The sequence below is a fragment of the Aureibaculum flavum genome (genome assembly GCF_016406085.1).
In the GTDB taxonomy this organism is placed as follows: Bacteria; Bacteroidota; Bacteroidia; order Flavobacteriales; family Flavobacteriaceae; genus Aureibaculum; species Aureibaculum flavum.
On record NZ_JAEHFJ010000009.1, the window covers coordinates 115854 to 131392 of the forward strand.

Genomic DNA, 15539 nt, shown 5'->3' on the forward strand with positions numbered 1-15539 from the left:
CTATAAGTAAGAACTTAATTTCTATATTTATTAATTACTATATTTAACAAAATTTCAAAATTATAAAATGATTCATAAATTAATGTCAAAGAAAAAACCGAGCTTTCCTATTTCAGAGAAGCTTTCTGCTTATTTGACAAGGCATGGTAGAAATATAAAGATTCCTATTTTTTATGATGATTTATTACGTTTTCAAGGAGCAATAGAGATTTTTGATGAAGATGGTAATGATACGCTATGGGTTAGTGTTTTTTTTGCAGAACACGAGCGTAATGAAATTGAGTTTAGTTTAAAGCAAATTTATACTATTTTAAATGCAGATGGAAGCGATACGTTAATACCCTATTTAAATATTGATAGTATAGATTTTTGCACTTTTGGTAACTCGAAACCATTTAGGATAAAGGTGAGAAATATTTTAAATGATATATACACTTATTTTTATGTTAAGAGTGCAGATGCATCTCGAATTTATGGATTAGAATTAGAGCATTTATTATCACCAAACTACATTTATTTCTTAGTATATAAAGATACATTAATTGAAGAGCATATTTCTGGCATACCAGGCGATACTTTTATTGAACATCATTTAGATCAATGTTCAGAACAAGATAAAAGGACCATTGCTAAAGAGTTTGTAAAGTTTAATGAACGCTGTTTTGTGCGTTTGCTGGGTGACATGCGGTCATATAATTATGTAATGGTACTAACTCATGATTTTGATAGAATACTCTATAGAATTAGGGCAATTGATTTTGATCAACAAAGTTATGAAGGGAATCCAAAAGTATATAAACCTCAGTTTTTAAAGGAAAATAATAAATTGGTAGAAATGACTTTAGATTTGCTACGTCAAGAATCTATTGACCAATATAAATTAGAAGAACGTTCGCTATTAGCAAAAAGAGCGGCAAGTGAAGACACTCGTTTGAGTGAAATGTTAGATTGTATGTGCAAAGATGTAATATCAACACCAGAGAAGGTCACGGAACTTATAGAAGGATTGTTTGAACTTACTGGTGATGTTGAATTTAAGAAAGCAAATAATATGGGTGACATATTAAAAAGTGCTTTAGGTTTTGTTGGCCGAAATTATGAAAATCTAAATCCTCATATTATTAGAAATAATCAAGTTGATGATATTTAATTAGTATAATATTTGCTTAAAATATATTAAGCAAAAATATCATTTAACAATTCGGCTAATCTGATTCCAGCTTTTTGAAGTTGCTGTCTTACAGTTTTAAAGTGATCATAGTTATATTGGTAGCGTAAATTTTCACCAACTTTTACAGAAGCATAGACTTTTTTAGTAAGATCGTGTGATTCATTTACCCAATCAATAACAGAACCTGCTTGAATAGCTTTTAATTGTGCTTTAGATAAGTCTTGTTCGTTGTCTGCCAATTCTAGGTAGCTCATTCCCCATTCATTGATCATATCACTATCCCAAACGCGGTGTAAATTTGTGCCTTTACCAAACCATTGCACTTGTACTGTATTTCCACCTTTATCTTCAGCTCTACCAACATGCATAGGTTGGTGTAAGTCGCCCACTAAATGAACTAACAATTTTAAATAAAAAGTTTTGTCTTCTTTTGAGCTATTATCGTCTTTTAAAACTTCGACACATTTATTAATACCTGTAACCAAATCACCTTGTGGATTTTTTTCTGAGGTTTCATAAGTTTTATCAAAAGGCATATTCACATAATGCCATGTGTAAAATTTATTATATTTTTTATCTGATTTTATCTCATCTCCATAAGTAGATACAAATGCTAGACTTTGACCGTCTAATAACTTGTCAATTTTTTTAAGCACACTTTTCTTTAAATGATTTTCAGCTATTTTCCCTGTAGTTCTGTGTCCAGTTGGTCCCCACTCAATAGAATTAGCAAAGATTGAACTTGAAATAAATAGGGCGGCTATAAAAAGTGAAATTTTTGAGATCATAAATAAAATGTTTCTACAAAAGTAAGAAATAAATTGGTGATACTATTTGTAAATATCAAAAATAATGTTATATCTTAGCGATATCAAAATAATATCATTTTAAATCAAATAATATGAAAGAAGAAAAAATTATAAAAGTGCCCAATGGTTATTTTATGCTGTTTTTAAGCCTCGTTTTAATAGTTGGAGGTATTTACGGTTTTGTAACTTTCGATATAGTCTTTATTGTCGCTGTTATTATAGGGATATTTCTTCTACCTGGCTTCTTTTTAGTCAACCCTAATACTTCAAAAGTATTGTTGCTTTTCGGTAAATATGTTGGAACTGTAAAGGACAATGGATTCTTTTGGGCAAATCCTTTTTATACCAAAAGAAAAATTTCTTTAAGAGCAAGTAACTTTGATAGTGAACGCGTAAAGGTAAATGACAAATTAGGGAACCCGATAATGATAAGTACCATTTTGGTATGGCGAGTGCAAGACACCTATAAAGCGGCTTTTGATGTTGATAATTTCGAAAATTTTGTTCGGGTACAAAGTGATGCAGCAGTAAGAAAATTGGCAAGTTTATATCCGTATGATAATTTTGCGGATGAAGGGTTAGATGAAGATATTACATTGCGAGCAAGTGTTAACGAAGTGAGTGAAGCTTTAGAGCAGGAGTTGTCAGAGAGATTGGCAATGGCTGGTATTGAGGTGTTAGAAGCTAGAATTGGTTATTTAGCATATGCTCAAGAAATTGCAAATGCAATGCTAAAACGTCAACAAGCTACAGCGATTGTGGCAGCTAGACATAAAATTGTTGAAGGTGCTGTGAGTATGGTAGAAATGGCATTAGAAGAATTAAGTAAAAAAAATATAATAGATCTTGATGAAGACAGAAAGGCAACTATGGTTAGTAATTTAATGGTCATACTTTGTTCTGATAAAGATGCAACGCCCGTTGTAAATACAGGAACATTAACATAAAATTTATTTGATATGTCAGGATTTATATTTGGAAAAAAGAAAACAAAACTTCTAATCACCTTGGTTATTTTGTCCTTAATCTTAATAATTATAGGATTGTTATTTAATTAAATATATAATATGAAAGAATACAAAGTAATCAATTGGAAACAAGGATTAACCGGTAATAACAAAAGGCTTGAAGATACTCTAAATCAACATGCACAATCAGGTTGGAGAGTTTGTCATTTGGCAGAACATACCGCTCGTATTGTTTTTGAAAGAGATAAAAACAGGTAATTTGATGAAATTGATAAGTTAAAAGTTTAAAAATGAAAATTTTTACAGAAAAACAAAAATTTAATCAATGGTGGCTTTATGCTATTATTGCTGCATTACTAATGTTTATGGTTATTCCCATCTTAATAAATTCTGATGATATTGATGGTGATTTTGCGGCTAAAACTTCCTTGATAATTTCAATTATTTTGATAGCTAGTGTCGTTCTTCTTATTCGTATGATGACTTTACATACGAGGATAGATGACAAAGGTATACATTATCGTTTTACTCCTTTTCAAGGAAAGCAATATTTAATAGTATGGAATGATATTAGTAAGGTGTATGTGCGAAAATACAATGCCATAACTGAATATGGAGGATGGGGATTCAGAGGTTATATCTTTAAAACTGGCGGAAAAGCTTTTAATGTTATGGGAAATAAAGGTATTCAAATTGTATTAAAAAATGGAAAAAAAATGCTCATTGGTACTCAAAAGGAAGTTGAAGCTGAACGTATACTAAATGTTTATAAATCTAAAATTATAAAATCTACAGCATGAAAATAAAATTGGCATTTATTGCTTTTTTTGTAATTCTTTTCAGTTTTAGTCAAGAAAACAATTTTATAGCAACGGAGCTCAATATTCCATCCGAAAAGGTGACTGTTAATGGTACGTTATTGTCACCTGAAAGTGACATAGTTCCGTTAGTAATTATTATCCCTGGTTCAGGAATAGTAGATAGAAACGGAGGTCAAGGAAATTACTTAATGCAATTGGCAGAAGGTCTTTCAGAAAATAATATTGCTACCTATCGTTATGATAAAAGCAGTATTATTTTATCAAAAAAAGAAGGGCTTAAAGAAGAAGATATTTCTTTAGATGATTTTATTAATGACGCCATTGCCGTGGTAAATTATTTTAAGGATCAATCACAGTTTTCTAGTATTACAATTGCAGGTCATTCGCAAGGTAGTTTGGTGGGCATGGTTGCTGGCCAATTACGTATTGATGGTTTTATTTCTTTGGCGGGAGCAGGAAGAACAATAGATAAAATACTAATTGAACAGGTTTCAGCTCAATCTCCTCTATTTAAAGGGGATATGGAAAAGACCTTTGGAATTATTAAATCTGGTAAAATTGATGAAGATTTTAATCCGTTATTGGTTTCTGTTTTTAGAAAATCATTGCAACCCTTTTGGGGATCTTGGATGAAGTATAATCCGCAAGAGGAAATTAAAAAATTAAACATTCCCGTTCTAATTGTTAATGGGACTAAGGATATTCAGGTACCAGTTACAGATGCTGAATTATTACATAAAGCAGATGAAAACTCTCAATTACTAATTATTGAAAACATGAACCATGTTTTTAAATTGATAGAAAGTGAAGATAGAATGGAAAATATAAGCAGCTATACTAAAGCCGATTTACCAATTAGTAAAAAATTAGTCGAAGGAATTTCAAAATTTATCAATCAATAAAATTGATAAAAAAGTAGTTTAGTATTATGTCAAAAAAGAAAGCATTTGCATTGCGGATAAATGAAGAGACTTTCAAAGCTATTGAAAAATGGGCTGCGGATGAATTCCGTAGTACTAATGGTCAAATAGAGTGGATGCTGCAACAAACGCTGAAAAAGGCAAAAAGAGATCCTAAGAAGAAAGAGTAAGCTTAGCTAATTTTGTGTTTTAAGAAATAATAGTATACCCGTAGTAAATCTCACCTTTTTTTATTTTTCTACGAAATATTTTAATAATCTATTAGACTTAGTTACCATACTAATGTTGAAGTGATTTTTTTACTTAGCCTTGTTTTTAAACATATTGCATATATTTGAGGCACTAAAAATAATTCGATGAAAAAAATAGTTCTCTTTGGCGTACTTTTTCTAATTTCAGTTACCACATTTTCTCAATCTAAATCTCCAAATGAATTTTTGGGTTATGAACTTGGAGATCGCTTTACGCGACATCATCAAGTCGTAGATTATTTTACGCATATTGCAATCGAAAATGATAATGTAAAACTTATTAAGTACGGTGAAACGTATGAGAATCGTGCTTTAGAATTAGCATTTATAACAGCACCTAAGAATTTTTCTAAACTTGAAAGCATTAGAACCAATCATTTAAAATCTATTGGAATCTTAAACGGAGAATCTAATTCAGATCTATCTATCGTTTGGTTAAGTTATAATGTACATGGTAACGAAGCCGTTAGTACAGAAGCCGCAATGAAAACCTTGTATGCATTAATTGACCCGAATAATGCTGAAACTAAAAAATGGCTAGAGAATACAATAGTAATTATAGATCCATGTATCAATCCTGATGGCCGAGATCGTTATGTAAATTGGTATAATCAATATCAAAACAAACCTTATAATGTCAATCCTGATTCAAAAGAACATCATGAGCCTTGGCCAGGTGGTCGGGCTAATCATTATTTATTCGATTTAAATAGAGACTGGGCTTGGGCTTCGCAAACAGAAACACAATCAAGGTTAATAGAATACAATAAATGGATGCCTCACGTTCATGTAGATTTTCATGAGCAAGGTGTAAACAACCCTTATTATTTTGCACCGGCAGCTGAACCATACCATGAAATAATTACTGATTTTCAACGAGAATTTCAAGCCGAAATAGGAAAAAATCATGCTAAGTATTTCGATAAAAATGGCTGGTTATATTTTACGAAAGAAGTATTTGATTTGTTATATCCTAGTTATGGAGACACGTATCCTATGTATAACGGTGCTATCGGTATGACGTATGAGCAAGGAGGTAGTGGTAGAGCAGGGTTGGGGATAATAACTGCTGAAGACGATGTGTTGACTCTTAAAGATAGAATTGCACATCATTATACCACGGGGTTGTCAACAATTGAAATGGCTTCCTTAAATGCAAATAAACTACAACAAGAATTTGTTACTTATTTTAAGAATGCTAGAAATAATCCCAAAGGGAAGTATAAAAGTTATGTAGTCAGCAGTAATAATTCAAAGGATAAAATTAATAGTTTAAAAAAGTTATTAGACCGTCATCAAATAAAATATGGTTGGTCTACCGCGTCCAATTCTGTAAAGGCATATGACTATCAAAGTAACAAAACGAGATCTGTGAAAATTAGTTCAAGAGACATTGTCATCAACACAAATCAGCCAAAATCTAATTTTATAAATGCATTGTTTGAGCCTCAAACTAAAATTGTAGATTCGTTAACATATGATATAACAGCATGGGCTTTACCATACAGTAGAGGATTAGAGACGTATGCATTGAGCAATCCATTAGCAACAGAGTCGGTCCCTGAAGATGCGAAAGGAGCAAGTCCGTTAGGCGTAGAAAACCCTTATGCGTATTTGGCGAAATGGAATAGTACTGTAGATGCTTCTTTTTTATCATATTTATTACAACACAAAGTAAAGGTTCGGTTTTCTCAATCGCCATTCACAGTAGAAGGAGAAGATTACGATGCAGGAACATTAATAATTACGAGAAGAGGCAATGAAAAGTTAGGTGAAAAATTTGACGCTATTGTGAAAGAAGCTACTCGAAAGTTCGATAGAGTAATAACTGGAGTGGCTACTGGATTAGTTACAAAAGGTAAAGATTTTGGTTCAAGCTCAGTAAGTTATTTAAAAGCTCCAAAAATAGCGGTGCTTTCAGGTAGCGGAGTATCTTCTCTAGGTTTTGGTGAAGTTTGGCACTTTTTTGAGCAACAGATAAAATATCCAGTTACGGTTTTAGATACTGACTATTTTGGTCGTGTAAATTTAGATAAATATGATGTTTTAGTTTTACCTAGTGGCTCATATGCTAGCGTTCTAAGTAAAGATAAATTGGGAGAGGTTAAAAAATGGGTTCAAAAAGGAGGAAGATTGGTGGCTATTGATAGAGCTTTAAATACTTTTGCGGATAGTGATGAATTTAGTTTGTCGAACTTTAAAGATGAAGACGAGAAAAAAGATAAGGAAAAGGAGAAAAAAGCATGGAAAGAAAATTTAATTTTAGAGAAATATGACAATTTAGAAAGACAATCTTTATCTAATATTATTACAGGAAGCATCTTTAAGGCAACAATGGATAATACCAATCCATTAGGTTTTGGATATGGAATAAATTATCATACCTTACGCTTAAACAGCAATCATTTCGCTTATTTAAACGATGGGGTTAATGTTAGTGTAATAAATAGTGAAAAAGATATAGTGAGTGGGTTTGCCGGTGTCAATGCTCTTAAGAATATTGAAAAATCATTGGTTTTTGGGGTTGAGGAAAAGGGCAGAGGAGCCGTAATTTATTTGGCGGATAATCCACTATTTAGAAGCTTCTGGGAAAACGGAAAGTTGGTATTTTGTAATGCCATTTTTATGGTGGGACAATAAAAACTTGTATTTATTTTTGACATCATTTGAAGGTATTTAATGAATGTCATAAATTAGTAATAAATAAAATTTGATGATTAATTAGATTTAATAGAGTTCATTGTGTTTTTGAAATAAAGCGTTAGACACCAAAATAAATTTGAAGTAAATGAAAAGAGTTATTTTATTATTTTTAGTTGTATTTACATTTCAATTATCCCATTCTCAAGAAGGGATAGAAACGAAACTACAACTCATTAAAGAGAATGTTAATCGCACCGAATCAAAATCTAATTGGAAGAAAATCGATTCTATTAAATTTGGAAATAAAAAAATAGGTGGGCAGGCATTTTATTATTATGCAAACGATAGTATTAATAAAATATCCATTATTGAATATGATAAAGTAGCCAAAAGGTCAATTGACTATTTTTTGATAAAAGAAAAGTTATCATATGTTAAAGAGAATAATCAGCAGGAGAAATCTATAGTACAAAGTTATTTTTTAGATAAAAAATTAGTTAATCAAATAAGTAATCAAGACTCTATATTTTCAGTTACTTATCTGAGTAATGAAGAAAGTAGAATAAAACATGCATTTTCAAAACATTTTAAATTATCAGATGCAAATCCAAAGGCGAAACCACCGTTCATAACCAACGACACTATTGTTTTTGGACTTTTAATGTTAGCATTAGGTTTTATTTTTTATACATCTTCAAAAAAACAAGGTTTTTGGTCAAAATTCTATGCGATAGTTCCTGCATTATTTGTGGCCTATATGTTACCAGCAGTTTTTACAACAGCAGGTTTAATTGCTCCTGAATGGCAGACAGTTTCCGACAGTGGTGAAGTAACTGAACACAGTACGAGTTTATATTTTATGTCTAGTCGTTACTTATTGCCCGCTGCTTTGGTTTTAATGACGTTGAGTATTGATTTAAAAGCAGTTTTTAACCTGGGCTGGAAAGCTTTAGTTATGTTTTTTACGGGTACCGTTGGTATTATCATTGGTGGACCCATTGCTATTTTAGTAATTTCAATTTTTTCACCTGAAACTGTTGGTGGTGCTGGTCCAGATGCCGTATGGAGAGGTTTAGCGACGTTGGCAGGAAGTTGGATTGGTGGAGGAGCGAATCAAACTGCAATGTTAGAAATTTACGGGTTTAATCAGAAGTTATATGGAGGAATGGTATTTGTTGATATTGTGGTAGCTAATGTTTGGATGGCCATAGTACTTATTGGAATTGGTAAGTCTAAACGCATAGATAAATGGTTAAAAGCAGATACTTCAGCCATAGAAAGCTTAAAGGAAAAAGTTTCTAATTATTCAGCCGAAATTGAAAGAAATCCGAGTTTAAATGATCTAATGATCATGGCAGCTATTGCTTTTGGTACAGTTAGTTTTGCTCATTTTGGTGCTGGTTATTTGGCTGAGTTTTTCTCAAATGTTGTTACAGGAATCGATAATCCAACAACAAAGAATGTCTTTACTTTCTTAGATTCAGAATTTTTCTGGATGATTAGTTTATCAACAATTATTGCAATATTATTATCTTTTACAAAAGCAAAAAATTATGAAGGAGCCGGTGCAAGTAAATTTGGGAGTGTGTTTATTTATATTTTAGTGGCTTCCATTGGTATGAAAATGGACTTAACTCAAATCTTTGATAATTTAGGATTGTTAGCAATTGGATTTGTTTGGATGACAATTCACGCGGCACTTTTAATATTAGTGGCCAAGCTAATTAGAGCTCCTTATTTCTTTTTGGCGGTAGGGAGTCAAGCCAATGTTGGAGGAGCTGCATCTGCACCGATAGTGGCTTCGGCCTTTCATCCGTCTTTAGCAACAGTTGGTGTTTTGTTAGCTGTATTTGGTTATGCGGTAGGTACAGTTGGTGCTATTGCGTGTACCATCTTAATGCAAATTGTTGCTCAGTAAAAAGTTGCTGTTGTTGAGACTGATTAAATTAGATATGAGGATACCTATACTATGACGCAAACTTTTTTTTTGACAGAATTCTGAATACTTTGTGTGTAATACCTTAAAACATTAAGTAAAGACCACTATATTTGCAACCGAAAATTTTAGCTTAATTCAATGAAAAATACAATTGTTATTGCCTTAGTTACTTTGTTATTTGTAGCTTGTGGAAAGAAATCTGAAAACACGATGATCGTGCAAGGAAAGATTAAAGATATGAAAAAAGGTACCTTATATCTTCAAAAACAAAATGATTCAATATTTGTTGTTGTCGATTCAATAGCACTTGACGGTACAGATACTTTTACGCTTACCTGTGATGTTGAAAGTCCTCAAATGTATTTTCTATCCTTGGATAAATCGCCAAGTAAAGAAATTGCATTCTTCGGTGAAAAAGGTACGATAACAATCAATACTAAATTAGATAAATTTAATTTTGCTGCTGAGGTTAATGGCTTAAGCAATCAAAAACTATTGAATGAGTATAATGAAATTAAAAATAAGTACAGCGGAAAGCGATTGGATTTATTAAAGGCTGATTTTGAAGCGAAAAGAGATAATGATACGGTAAGAATAGACTCAGTATCAAATGCTATTGATAGGTTGTTAAAAAGCAGATATAGATATGCTATAAATTTCGCTATAAACAACAGTGATAAAGAAGTGGCTCCATTTGTTGCATTAACTGAATTTAGTGATGCAAATATAGTTTGGATAGATAGCGTTAATAACAGTCTAACTCCAGAAATTAAGGACTCTAAGTATGGAAAAATACTTAGCGACTTTATAAAAGAGAGAAAGAAAAGTAATTAGGAATTACAACGTATTTATGTTTTGGTATCGCAAGTAAAAATTCATCGCTCTTTTTAAAGTTGGAGAATTGAACTATTATATCTTCGGGGAGATCGTCTAAAATCTATTATCTCCATCTAATAAATCACCAATACCGCCTAAGATACTGCCTTCACCCTTACTTTTACCACCAGTTCTGGGCACAGAAGCGATTATTCGACCAGCTAATCTGCTAAAAGGTAAAGATTGTACATATACAGTTCCAGGACCTGTTAGGGTTGCAAAAAAAAAACCTTCTCCTCCAAAAACGGTGTTTTTGATACCTCCTACAAATTCAATATCATAATTAATATTTTGGGTAAAGCCAACCAGACAACCTGTATCTACTTTTAATTTTTCTCCAGCACGTAGTTCTTTTTTAGAAACTGTACCACCTGCATGCATAAATGCCATACCATCACCTTCAAGTTTTTGCATAATAAACCCTTCACCTCCAAATAAGCCTCTGCCTAGTTTCTTAGAAAATTCTATCCCTACAGAAACGCCCTTGGCTGCACATAAGAAGGCATCCTTTTGACAAATGAACTTTCCATTAAAATTAGTAAGATCAAGTGGAATAATTTTGCCTGGATAAGGTGAAGCAAAAGAAACTTTCTTTTTGCCTTGTTCTGCATTCATAAAAACGGTCATAAACAAACTCTCTCCGGTAAGCAGCCGTTTCCCTGCTGAAAATAATTTACCCAAAACTCCTTCTGTTTGTCCAGAACCATCACCAAATATAGTATCCATCTTAATACCGTTATCCATCATCATAAAACTTCCGGCTTCAGCAACAACAGCTTCTTGTGGGTCTAGTTCTATTTCTACATATTGCATTTCTTCTCCGTAAATGATATAATCTATTTCGTGTGATGTCATTGTGTTTAGATTTAAATTAAGGTTAATAAAATTACAAAATCTTTCGTAATTGTATGTATAGGTTGTGTTTTAGGTCAAATTGTTACAGTGAGCGAGGGAATTAATTGAATAATTAGATGGAGAAGTGCATAACAATCCTACTGCAGAGGAATATGATGCCAAAAGAACACGCTATTTAAATGAATTAGCGGATACTGAAATTCGTTTCGAAAATAAAATGGTTTTTGGTTGCTTACCTTCTGTATTACAATAAATTAGAAATAATTTTAAGCATTCTGAAATTTAGCTGGTGTTATAAAATACTATGCCTCCAATCACGCAAAAAAGCATGATCACCTCCCTTTACACAAGGGAGGAACCAGATACTATTTGTGTTTTATTGACTAAAATTTTATTTGCAATTAGTTTCTCCCTTTTCTTTATGTAAAGGGAGCATACTGTCTTATTTGTATAGGGAAATGGAAACGAGTTTTTAACTTAAAGCCTCTTGAATAGCATTTCCAAATAAATCAGTTAAAGAAATACCTGCTACTTTTGCTTGCATTGGTAATAAACTTTCAGTGGTTAAACCAGGAACGGTATTTATTTCTAAAAAATAAGGTTCATCACCAATAAAGATATATTCAGCTCTTGAAAAACCTTTCATACCTAAAACTTTATAAACATGTGCTGCAGCTGCATTTACATTCTGTAATTTTTGTTCTGAAATACGTGCTGGAGTAATTTCTTGACTTTTACCTAAATATTTGGCCTCATAATCGAAAAAATCATTTTCTGTAACAATTTCTGTTGGTGCCAACACTTTTACTTTTCCCTCATATTCTATGACACCAATTGAAACTTCGGTGCCATCTAAAAAGGATTCAATTAATATTTCAGAGTCTTCTTTAAAAGCTGTTTTTAAAGCTTCAGTGAGTTGCTCCTTTTTCGAAACTTTAGAAATTCCAAAACTAGAACCCGCATTATTGGGTTTTACAAAACAAGGTAATCCTACTTTTTTAAATATAGCCTCTTCGTCAATAGCATCACCTTCATTTAAATAAATGGAAGTAGCGGTTTTAATACCATAGGCTTTTACCACACTTAAAGTATCACGCTTATTAAAGGTCAATGCCATTTGGTAAAAAGGTGCAGAAGTGTGTTTTATACCTAATAATTTAAAATAGGCTAGAATTACACCATTTTCTCCAGGGTTACCATGAATGGCGTTAAAAACACAATCAAAAATGATTTTTTTTCCGTTAATTTCGGTAGAAAAATCATGTTTGTTAATTGGATATTCGGTACTGTTATCATCTAACGCTACCCATTTGTCTTTTAAAATATGAACACGAAGAGGGCTGTAATGATCCCTGTTTAGGTTATTAAAAACTACATTTCCACTTTTTAAGGAAATTTCCACTTCGGAGGAATAGCCTCCCATAATAATAGCTATATTCTGCATTCTAATAATTTGATGAACAAAAGTATCAAAAAAACAGATAGCTTTTTTCTTTTTATTGTAAGTTTGTAATGTTAACAAAACATTTATGAAACTACTTCAGTATTTAAAAAGTAAAATTTTTATTAGAACCATTATTTTAATGGGGATTATTGTGATCGCCTTGATTTTTGGACTAAAAGCCATGATGGGTTATACCACAAATCACGATCAAAAAATATTGGTACCTGATTTAAAAAAGATGTCTTTGGCAGATACTGAAACGACCTTGTCTAATCTTAATTTAAATTTTGTGATTCAAGATTCTGCAAGTTATAATCCTGATTATCCACCAAAGTCAGTTATTGATCAAGATCCAGAGGCAGGAGATTTTGTTAAAGATGGGCGTAAAATATATTTAACGTTAAACCCAACTAGCTATAAAAAAATAGCGATGCCAGACTTGTTGAATAAAACGAAGAGACAAGTGGAGACCCATTTAAAATCTATTGGTTTCAAAATTGGAAAATATCAATATATACCTGATCTAGGTAAAGATGTAGTCCGTAAAATGAAATATAAAGGGAAAGAATTAGAGATGGGAGATTTAGTTCCAAAAAATTCTTTAATTGACTTGGTGTTGGGCGACGGAACTGGTGATGGAACGAGCGTTAGTACTGATGAAGGAACTGATGAAAATTAATCATGTCAGAACAAGAAATAGAATTAGATCAAGATGATTTGTATGAGCATTATAAGTTTACGGCTTCTACTGGTCAAGATCCTTTGCGGGTAGATAAATTTTTAATGAACTTTATTGAAAATGCTACTCGAAATAAAATTCAACAAGCCATAAAAGCTGGTAATGTATTGGTAAATGATGTTGCTGTAAAATCAAATCATAAGGTAAAACCATTTGATGTTGTTCGTGTAGTATTGGCACATCCACCGCATGAAAACTTATTAGTTGCTGAAGATATTCCAATAGACATCGTTTATGAAGATGATGATGTAATGGTGGTTAACAAACCCGCAGGAATGGTTGTACATCCAGGTCATGGTAATTATAGTGGTACTTTGGTTAATGGATTAATCCATCATATTGAAAATTTACCAACAAACTCAAATGAACGTCCCGGCTTAGTGCATCGTATTGATAAAGATACAAGTGGATTATTAGTTGTAGCCAAGACAGAGCATGCCATGACTCATTTATCTAATCAGTTTTATGATAGAACTACAGAGCGTTTGTATTATGCCTTGGTTTGGGGTAATGTAGAAGGCGAAGAAGGTACTATTGAAGGGAATATAGGTAGAAGTTTAAAAAACCGCTTGCAAATGAGCGTCTTTCCTGAAGGAGATTTTGGTAAACATGCCGTTACACATTATAAAGTTCTCGAAAGGTTTAGCTATGTGACTTTAGTACAATGTAAATTAGAAACAGGCCGAACACATCAAATTAGAGCACATTTTAAGCATATTGGTCATACTTTGTTTAATGATGAACGTTACGGTGGTAATGCCATTTTAAAAGGAACTACATTTACTAAATACAAGCAATTTGTAGACAATTGTTTCAAAGTTTTACCAAGACAAGCTTTACATGCCAAAACATTAGGTTTTGAACACCCAACAACAGGCGAGTTTATGCGTTTTAATTCTGAAATACCAGAAGATATTGTTCTGTGTATAGAAAAATGGAGAACATATACAGTTAACCAAAAGGAATAAATTACTTTTCTAAAATATGCTTTTCTAAGACAAAGCATGTGAAATTACCTTCAAAAACAAACTCATTTTTTTGATTTGTAACCTGTACCAGTACTGTTACTTTTTTGCCAATGGTTTCAGTAACTTCAGCAATAGCCGTTAATTCATCATTTAGAACTACTGGTTTTAAATACTTTGTATCAGCTTTTCCTAATACAACGGTAGGCTCGTTAATGGCAACCATAGCTGCATAATCTGCCAATCCAAAAGTAAAACTACCATGAGCCAAGTTGAAAGTATCAACAACCATTTCTTTAGTGATTTGGAGTGAAACTTTAGCGTTATTTTTTGTAATTGAGATTACAGATCCAACTAGTTTTTTAGAAGCTAATAAATGTGTGTTCTGTTTTAAAGTAGCCATCGATTTTTATTCTTTTTTAGAATTGATTTGCTAATTTCTTTTTTTTTGAATTAAGAATGAAACTAAATTAATTTGTTTGTATTTTTAAATTTTAAATAAGATCATATGAAAATAATTGATATTGAAAATTGGGATAGAAAAAGTCAGTATAATTTTTTTAAGAATTATGAAGATCCCTTTTTTAATATCACAGCAACCTTAGACATAACCAACTTATATCGTTTTTGTAAAGCCCAAAATTTGTCCTTTTTTATAGCAGGCTTGTATGTTGCAAATAAAGCAATGAATCAAATTCCTGAATTTAAACTAAGATTAGATAATGGAAAAGTTTTAGCATTTGATGAAATAGCGATAAGTTCTACTGTTTTAAATGATGATGACACGTTTTCTTTTTGTCATTTTAAAAGTTTTTCATCGATAAAAGAATTTGTTGAAAATGGATTAAAAGGAATAGAAAATCTAAAAAATGGGAATGTTGATATTGCTGAAGTCAATCGTATTGACGTGATACACAGTACCACAATTCCGTGGGTTTCAATTACAGGGTTTAAACATGCTCGTAATGGAAATGAAAAGGAAATTGGAATTCCAAAAATTGTCTTTGGTAAGTATTATAATCAAGATAATCGTAAAATTATGCCGTTCTCTGTTGAGGTGCACCATGCCTTAATGGATGGAATTCACGTCGGTTTGCTTTACGAAAAAATGCAACAGATAATAGATAACTTAAAGTAG

At 31.9% G+C, this 15539-nt stretch carries 17 protein-coding genes; 13 read left to right on the forward strand and 4 right to left on the reverse strand.

Annotated features, from left to right (window positions below; all coding sequences use genetic code 11):
* Positions 1 to 67: 67 nt before the first annotated feature.
* Positions 68 to 1150 (forward strand): hypothetical protein, encoded by a 1083-nt coding sequence (locus tag JBL43_RS16310; protein WP_198842472.1) that lies wholly within the window; start codon positions 68 to 70, stop codon positions 1148 to 1150.
* Between the two features lie 26 nt (positions 1151 to 1176).
* Here the strand turns inward: JBL43_RS16310 and JBL43_RS16315 are convergent, their stop codons facing one another.
* Positions 1177 to 1959, reverse strand: a complete 783-nt coding sequence (locus JBL43_RS16315; RefSeq protein ID WP_198842473.1) for a S1/P1 nuclease — start codon at positions 1957 to 1959, stop codon at positions 1177 to 1179.
* Between the two features lie 113 nt (positions 1960 to 2072).
* Here JBL43_RS16315 and JBL43_RS16320 point away from each other — a divergent pair, with 113 nt between their 5' ends.
* From JBL43_RS16320 to JBL43_RS16355, 8 genes are all read left to right on the forward strand, one after another.
* A complete protein-coding gene (locus JBL43_RS16320; RefSeq protein WP_198842474.1) occupies positions 2073 to 2927 on the forward strand; it encodes an SPFH domain-containing protein in 855 nt (284 codons plus the stop codon).
* A gap of 120 nt (positions 2928 to 3047) precedes the next feature.
* Positions 3048 to 3206, forward strand: coding sequence for a DUF4177 domain-containing protein (locus JBL43_RS16325; RefSeq protein WP_117884473.1), 159 nt, complete (start codon positions 3048 to 3050; stop codon positions 3204 to 3206).
* 32 nt (positions 3207 to 3238) lie between these two features.
* Positions 3239 to 3748 carry a hypothetical protein gene (locus JBL43_RS20290; RefSeq protein ID WP_233098812.1) on the forward strand — a complete coding sequence of 170 codons (510 nt, stop codon included), beginning with the start codon at positions 3239 to 3241 and terminating at the stop codon, positions 3746 to 3748.
* Positions 3745 to 4671 (forward strand): alpha/beta hydrolase family protein, encoded by a 927-nt coding sequence (locus JBL43_RS16335; RefSeq protein WP_198842475.1) that lies wholly within the window; start codon positions 3745 to 3747, stop codon positions 4669 to 4671. Before JBL43_RS20290 ends, JBL43_RS16335 begins: the two co-directional genes overlap by 4 nt.
* 26 nt (positions 4672 to 4697) lie before the next feature.
* Entirely contained in the window at positions 4698 to 4859 is a 162-nt protein-coding gene (locus JBL43_RS16340; RefSeq protein ID WP_198842476.1) for a type II toxin-antitoxin system antitoxin, read from the forward strand.
* A 186-nt stretch (positions 4860 to 5045) separates the two neighbouring features.
* A complete protein-coding gene (locus JBL43_RS16345; protein WP_198842477.1) occupies positions 5046 to 7580 on the forward strand; it encodes a M14 family metallopeptidase in 2535 nt (844 codons plus the stop codon).
* A gap of 664 nt (positions 7581 to 8244) precedes the next feature.
* The gene (locus JBL43_RS16350) at positions 8245 to 9501 is read left to right on the forward strand and encodes a DUF819 family protein (protein WP_198842538.1); all 1257 of its coding nucleotides are present in this window, start codon (positions 8245 to 8247) and stop codon (positions 9499 to 9501) included.
* Positions 9502 to 9660: 159 nt separating this feature from the next.
* The gene (locus JBL43_RS16355; protein WP_117884486.1) at positions 9661 to 10356 is read left to right on the forward strand and encodes a DUF4369 domain-containing protein; all 696 of its coding nucleotides are present in this window, start codon (positions 9661 to 9663) and stop codon (positions 10354 to 10356) included.
* A 96-nt stretch (positions 10357 to 10452) separates the two neighbouring features.
* Here JBL43_RS16355 and JBL43_RS16360 read toward each other — a convergent pair whose 3' ends face one another.
* Positions 10453 to 11253 carry a TIGR00266 family protein gene (locus tag JBL43_RS16360; RefSeq protein ID WP_198842478.1) on the reverse strand — a complete coding sequence of 267 codons (801 nt, stop codon included), beginning with the start codon at positions 11251 to 11253 and terminating at the stop codon, positions 10453 to 10455.
* Between the two features lie 124 nt (positions 11254 to 11377).
* Here JBL43_RS16360 and JBL43_RS20295 point away from each other — a divergent pair, with 124 nt between their 5' ends.
* Complete coding sequence (locus tag JBL43_RS20295) at positions 11378 to 11506, forward strand: putative endonuclease domain-containing protein (RefSeq protein WP_317193463.1); 129 nt, start codon at positions 11378 to 11380, stop codon at positions 11504 to 11506.
* A gap of 219 nt (positions 11507 to 11725) precedes the next feature.
* Here JBL43_RS20295 and JBL43_RS16370 read toward each other — a convergent pair whose 3' ends face one another.
* Entirely contained in the window at positions 11726 to 12697 is a 972-nt protein-coding gene (locus JBL43_RS16370) for a D-alanine--D-alanine ligase (protein ID WP_198842479.1), read from the reverse strand.
* An 85-nt stretch (positions 12698 to 12782) separates the two neighbouring features.
* Between JBL43_RS16370 and JBL43_RS16375 the strand changes: the two genes are divergently transcribed.
* Both JBL43_RS16375 and JBL43_RS16380 read left to right on the forward strand, forming a co-directional pair.
* Positions 12783 to 13376, forward strand: a complete 594-nt coding sequence (locus tag JBL43_RS16375; protein WP_198842480.1) for a PASTA domain-containing protein — start codon at positions 12783 to 12785, stop codon at positions 13374 to 13376.
* A gap of 2 nt (positions 13377 to 13378) precedes the next feature.
* Complete coding sequence (locus tag JBL43_RS16380; RefSeq protein WP_198842481.1) at positions 13379 to 14404, forward strand: RluA family pseudouridine synthase; 1026 nt, start codon at positions 13379 to 13381, stop codon at positions 14402 to 14404.
* Position 14405: 1 nt separating this feature from the next.
* Here JBL43_RS16380 and JBL43_RS16385 read toward each other — a convergent pair whose 3' ends face one another.
* Positions 14406 to 14804 (reverse strand): hotdog domain-containing protein, encoded by a 399-nt coding sequence (locus tag JBL43_RS16385; protein ID WP_198842482.1) that lies wholly within the window; start codon positions 14802 to 14804, stop codon positions 14406 to 14408.
* Between the two features lie 105 nt (positions 14805 to 14909).
* Between JBL43_RS16385 and JBL43_RS16390 the strand changes: the two genes are divergently transcribed.
* A complete protein-coding gene (locus tag JBL43_RS16390) occupies positions 14910 to 15539 on the forward strand; it encodes a CatA-like O-acetyltransferase (protein WP_198842483.1) in 630 nt (209 codons plus the stop codon).

Coding starts and splice junctions, on each gene's coding strand:
- JBL43_RS16390 (WP_198842483.1), top strand. CDS start 14,910: ATGAAAATAATTGATATTGAAAATTGGGATAGAAAAAGTCAGTATAAT.
- JBL43_RS16315 (WP_198842473.1), bottom strand. CDS start 1,959: ATGATCTCAAAAATTTCACTTTTTATAGCCGCCCTATTTATTTCAAGT.
- JBL43_RS16375 (WP_198842480.1), top strand. CDS start 12,783: ATGAAACTACTTCAGTATTTAAAAAGTAAAATTTTTATTAGAACCATT.
- JBL43_RS16310 (WP_198842472.1), top strand. CDS start 68: ATGATTCATAAATTAATGTCAAAGAAAAAACCGAGCTTTCCTATTTCA.
- JBL43_RS16340 (WP_198842476.1), top strand. CDS start 4,698: ATGTCAAAAAAGAAAGCATTTGCATTGCGGATAAATGAAGAGACTTTC.
- JBL43_RS16335 (WP_198842475.1), top strand. CDS start 3,745: ATGAAAATAAAATTGGCATTTATTGCTTTTTTTGTAATTCTTTTCAGT.
- JBL43_RS16325 (WP_117884473.1), top strand. CDS start 3,048: ATGAAAGAATACAAAGTAATCAATTGGAAACAAGGATTAACCGGTAAT.
- JBL43_RS16360 (WP_198842478.1), bottom strand. CDS start 11,253: ATGACATCACACGAAATAGATTATATCATTTACGGAGAAGAAATGCAA.
- JBL43_RS16385 (WP_198842482.1), bottom strand. CDS start 14,804: ATGGCTACTTTAAAACAGAACACACATTTATTAGCTTCTAAAAAACTA.
- JBL43_RS16370 (WP_198842479.1), bottom strand. CDS start 12,697: ATGCAGAATATAGCTATTATTATGGGAGGCTATTCCTCCGAAGTGGAA.
- JBL43_RS20290 (WP_233098812.1), top strand. CDS start 3,239: ATGAAAATTTTTACAGAAAAACAAAAATTTAATCAATGGTGGCTTTAT.
- JBL43_RS16320 (WP_198842474.1), top strand. CDS start 2,073: ATGAAAGAAGAAAAAATTATAAAAGTGCCCAATGGTTATTTTATGCTG.
- JBL43_RS16380 (WP_198842481.1), top strand. CDS start 13,379: ATGTCAGAACAAGAAATAGAATTAGATCAAGATGATTTGTATGAGCAT.
- JBL43_RS16350 (WP_198842538.1), top strand. CDS start 8,245: ATGTTAGCATTAGGTTTTATTTTTTATACATCTTCAAAAAAACAAGGT.
- JBL43_RS16355 (WP_117884486.1), top strand. CDS start 9,661: ATGAAAAATACAATTGTTATTGCCTTAGTTACTTTGTTATTTGTAGCT.
- JBL43_RS16345 (WP_198842477.1), top strand. CDS start 5,046: ATGAAAAAAATAGTTCTCTTTGGCGTACTTTTTCTAATTTCAGTTACC.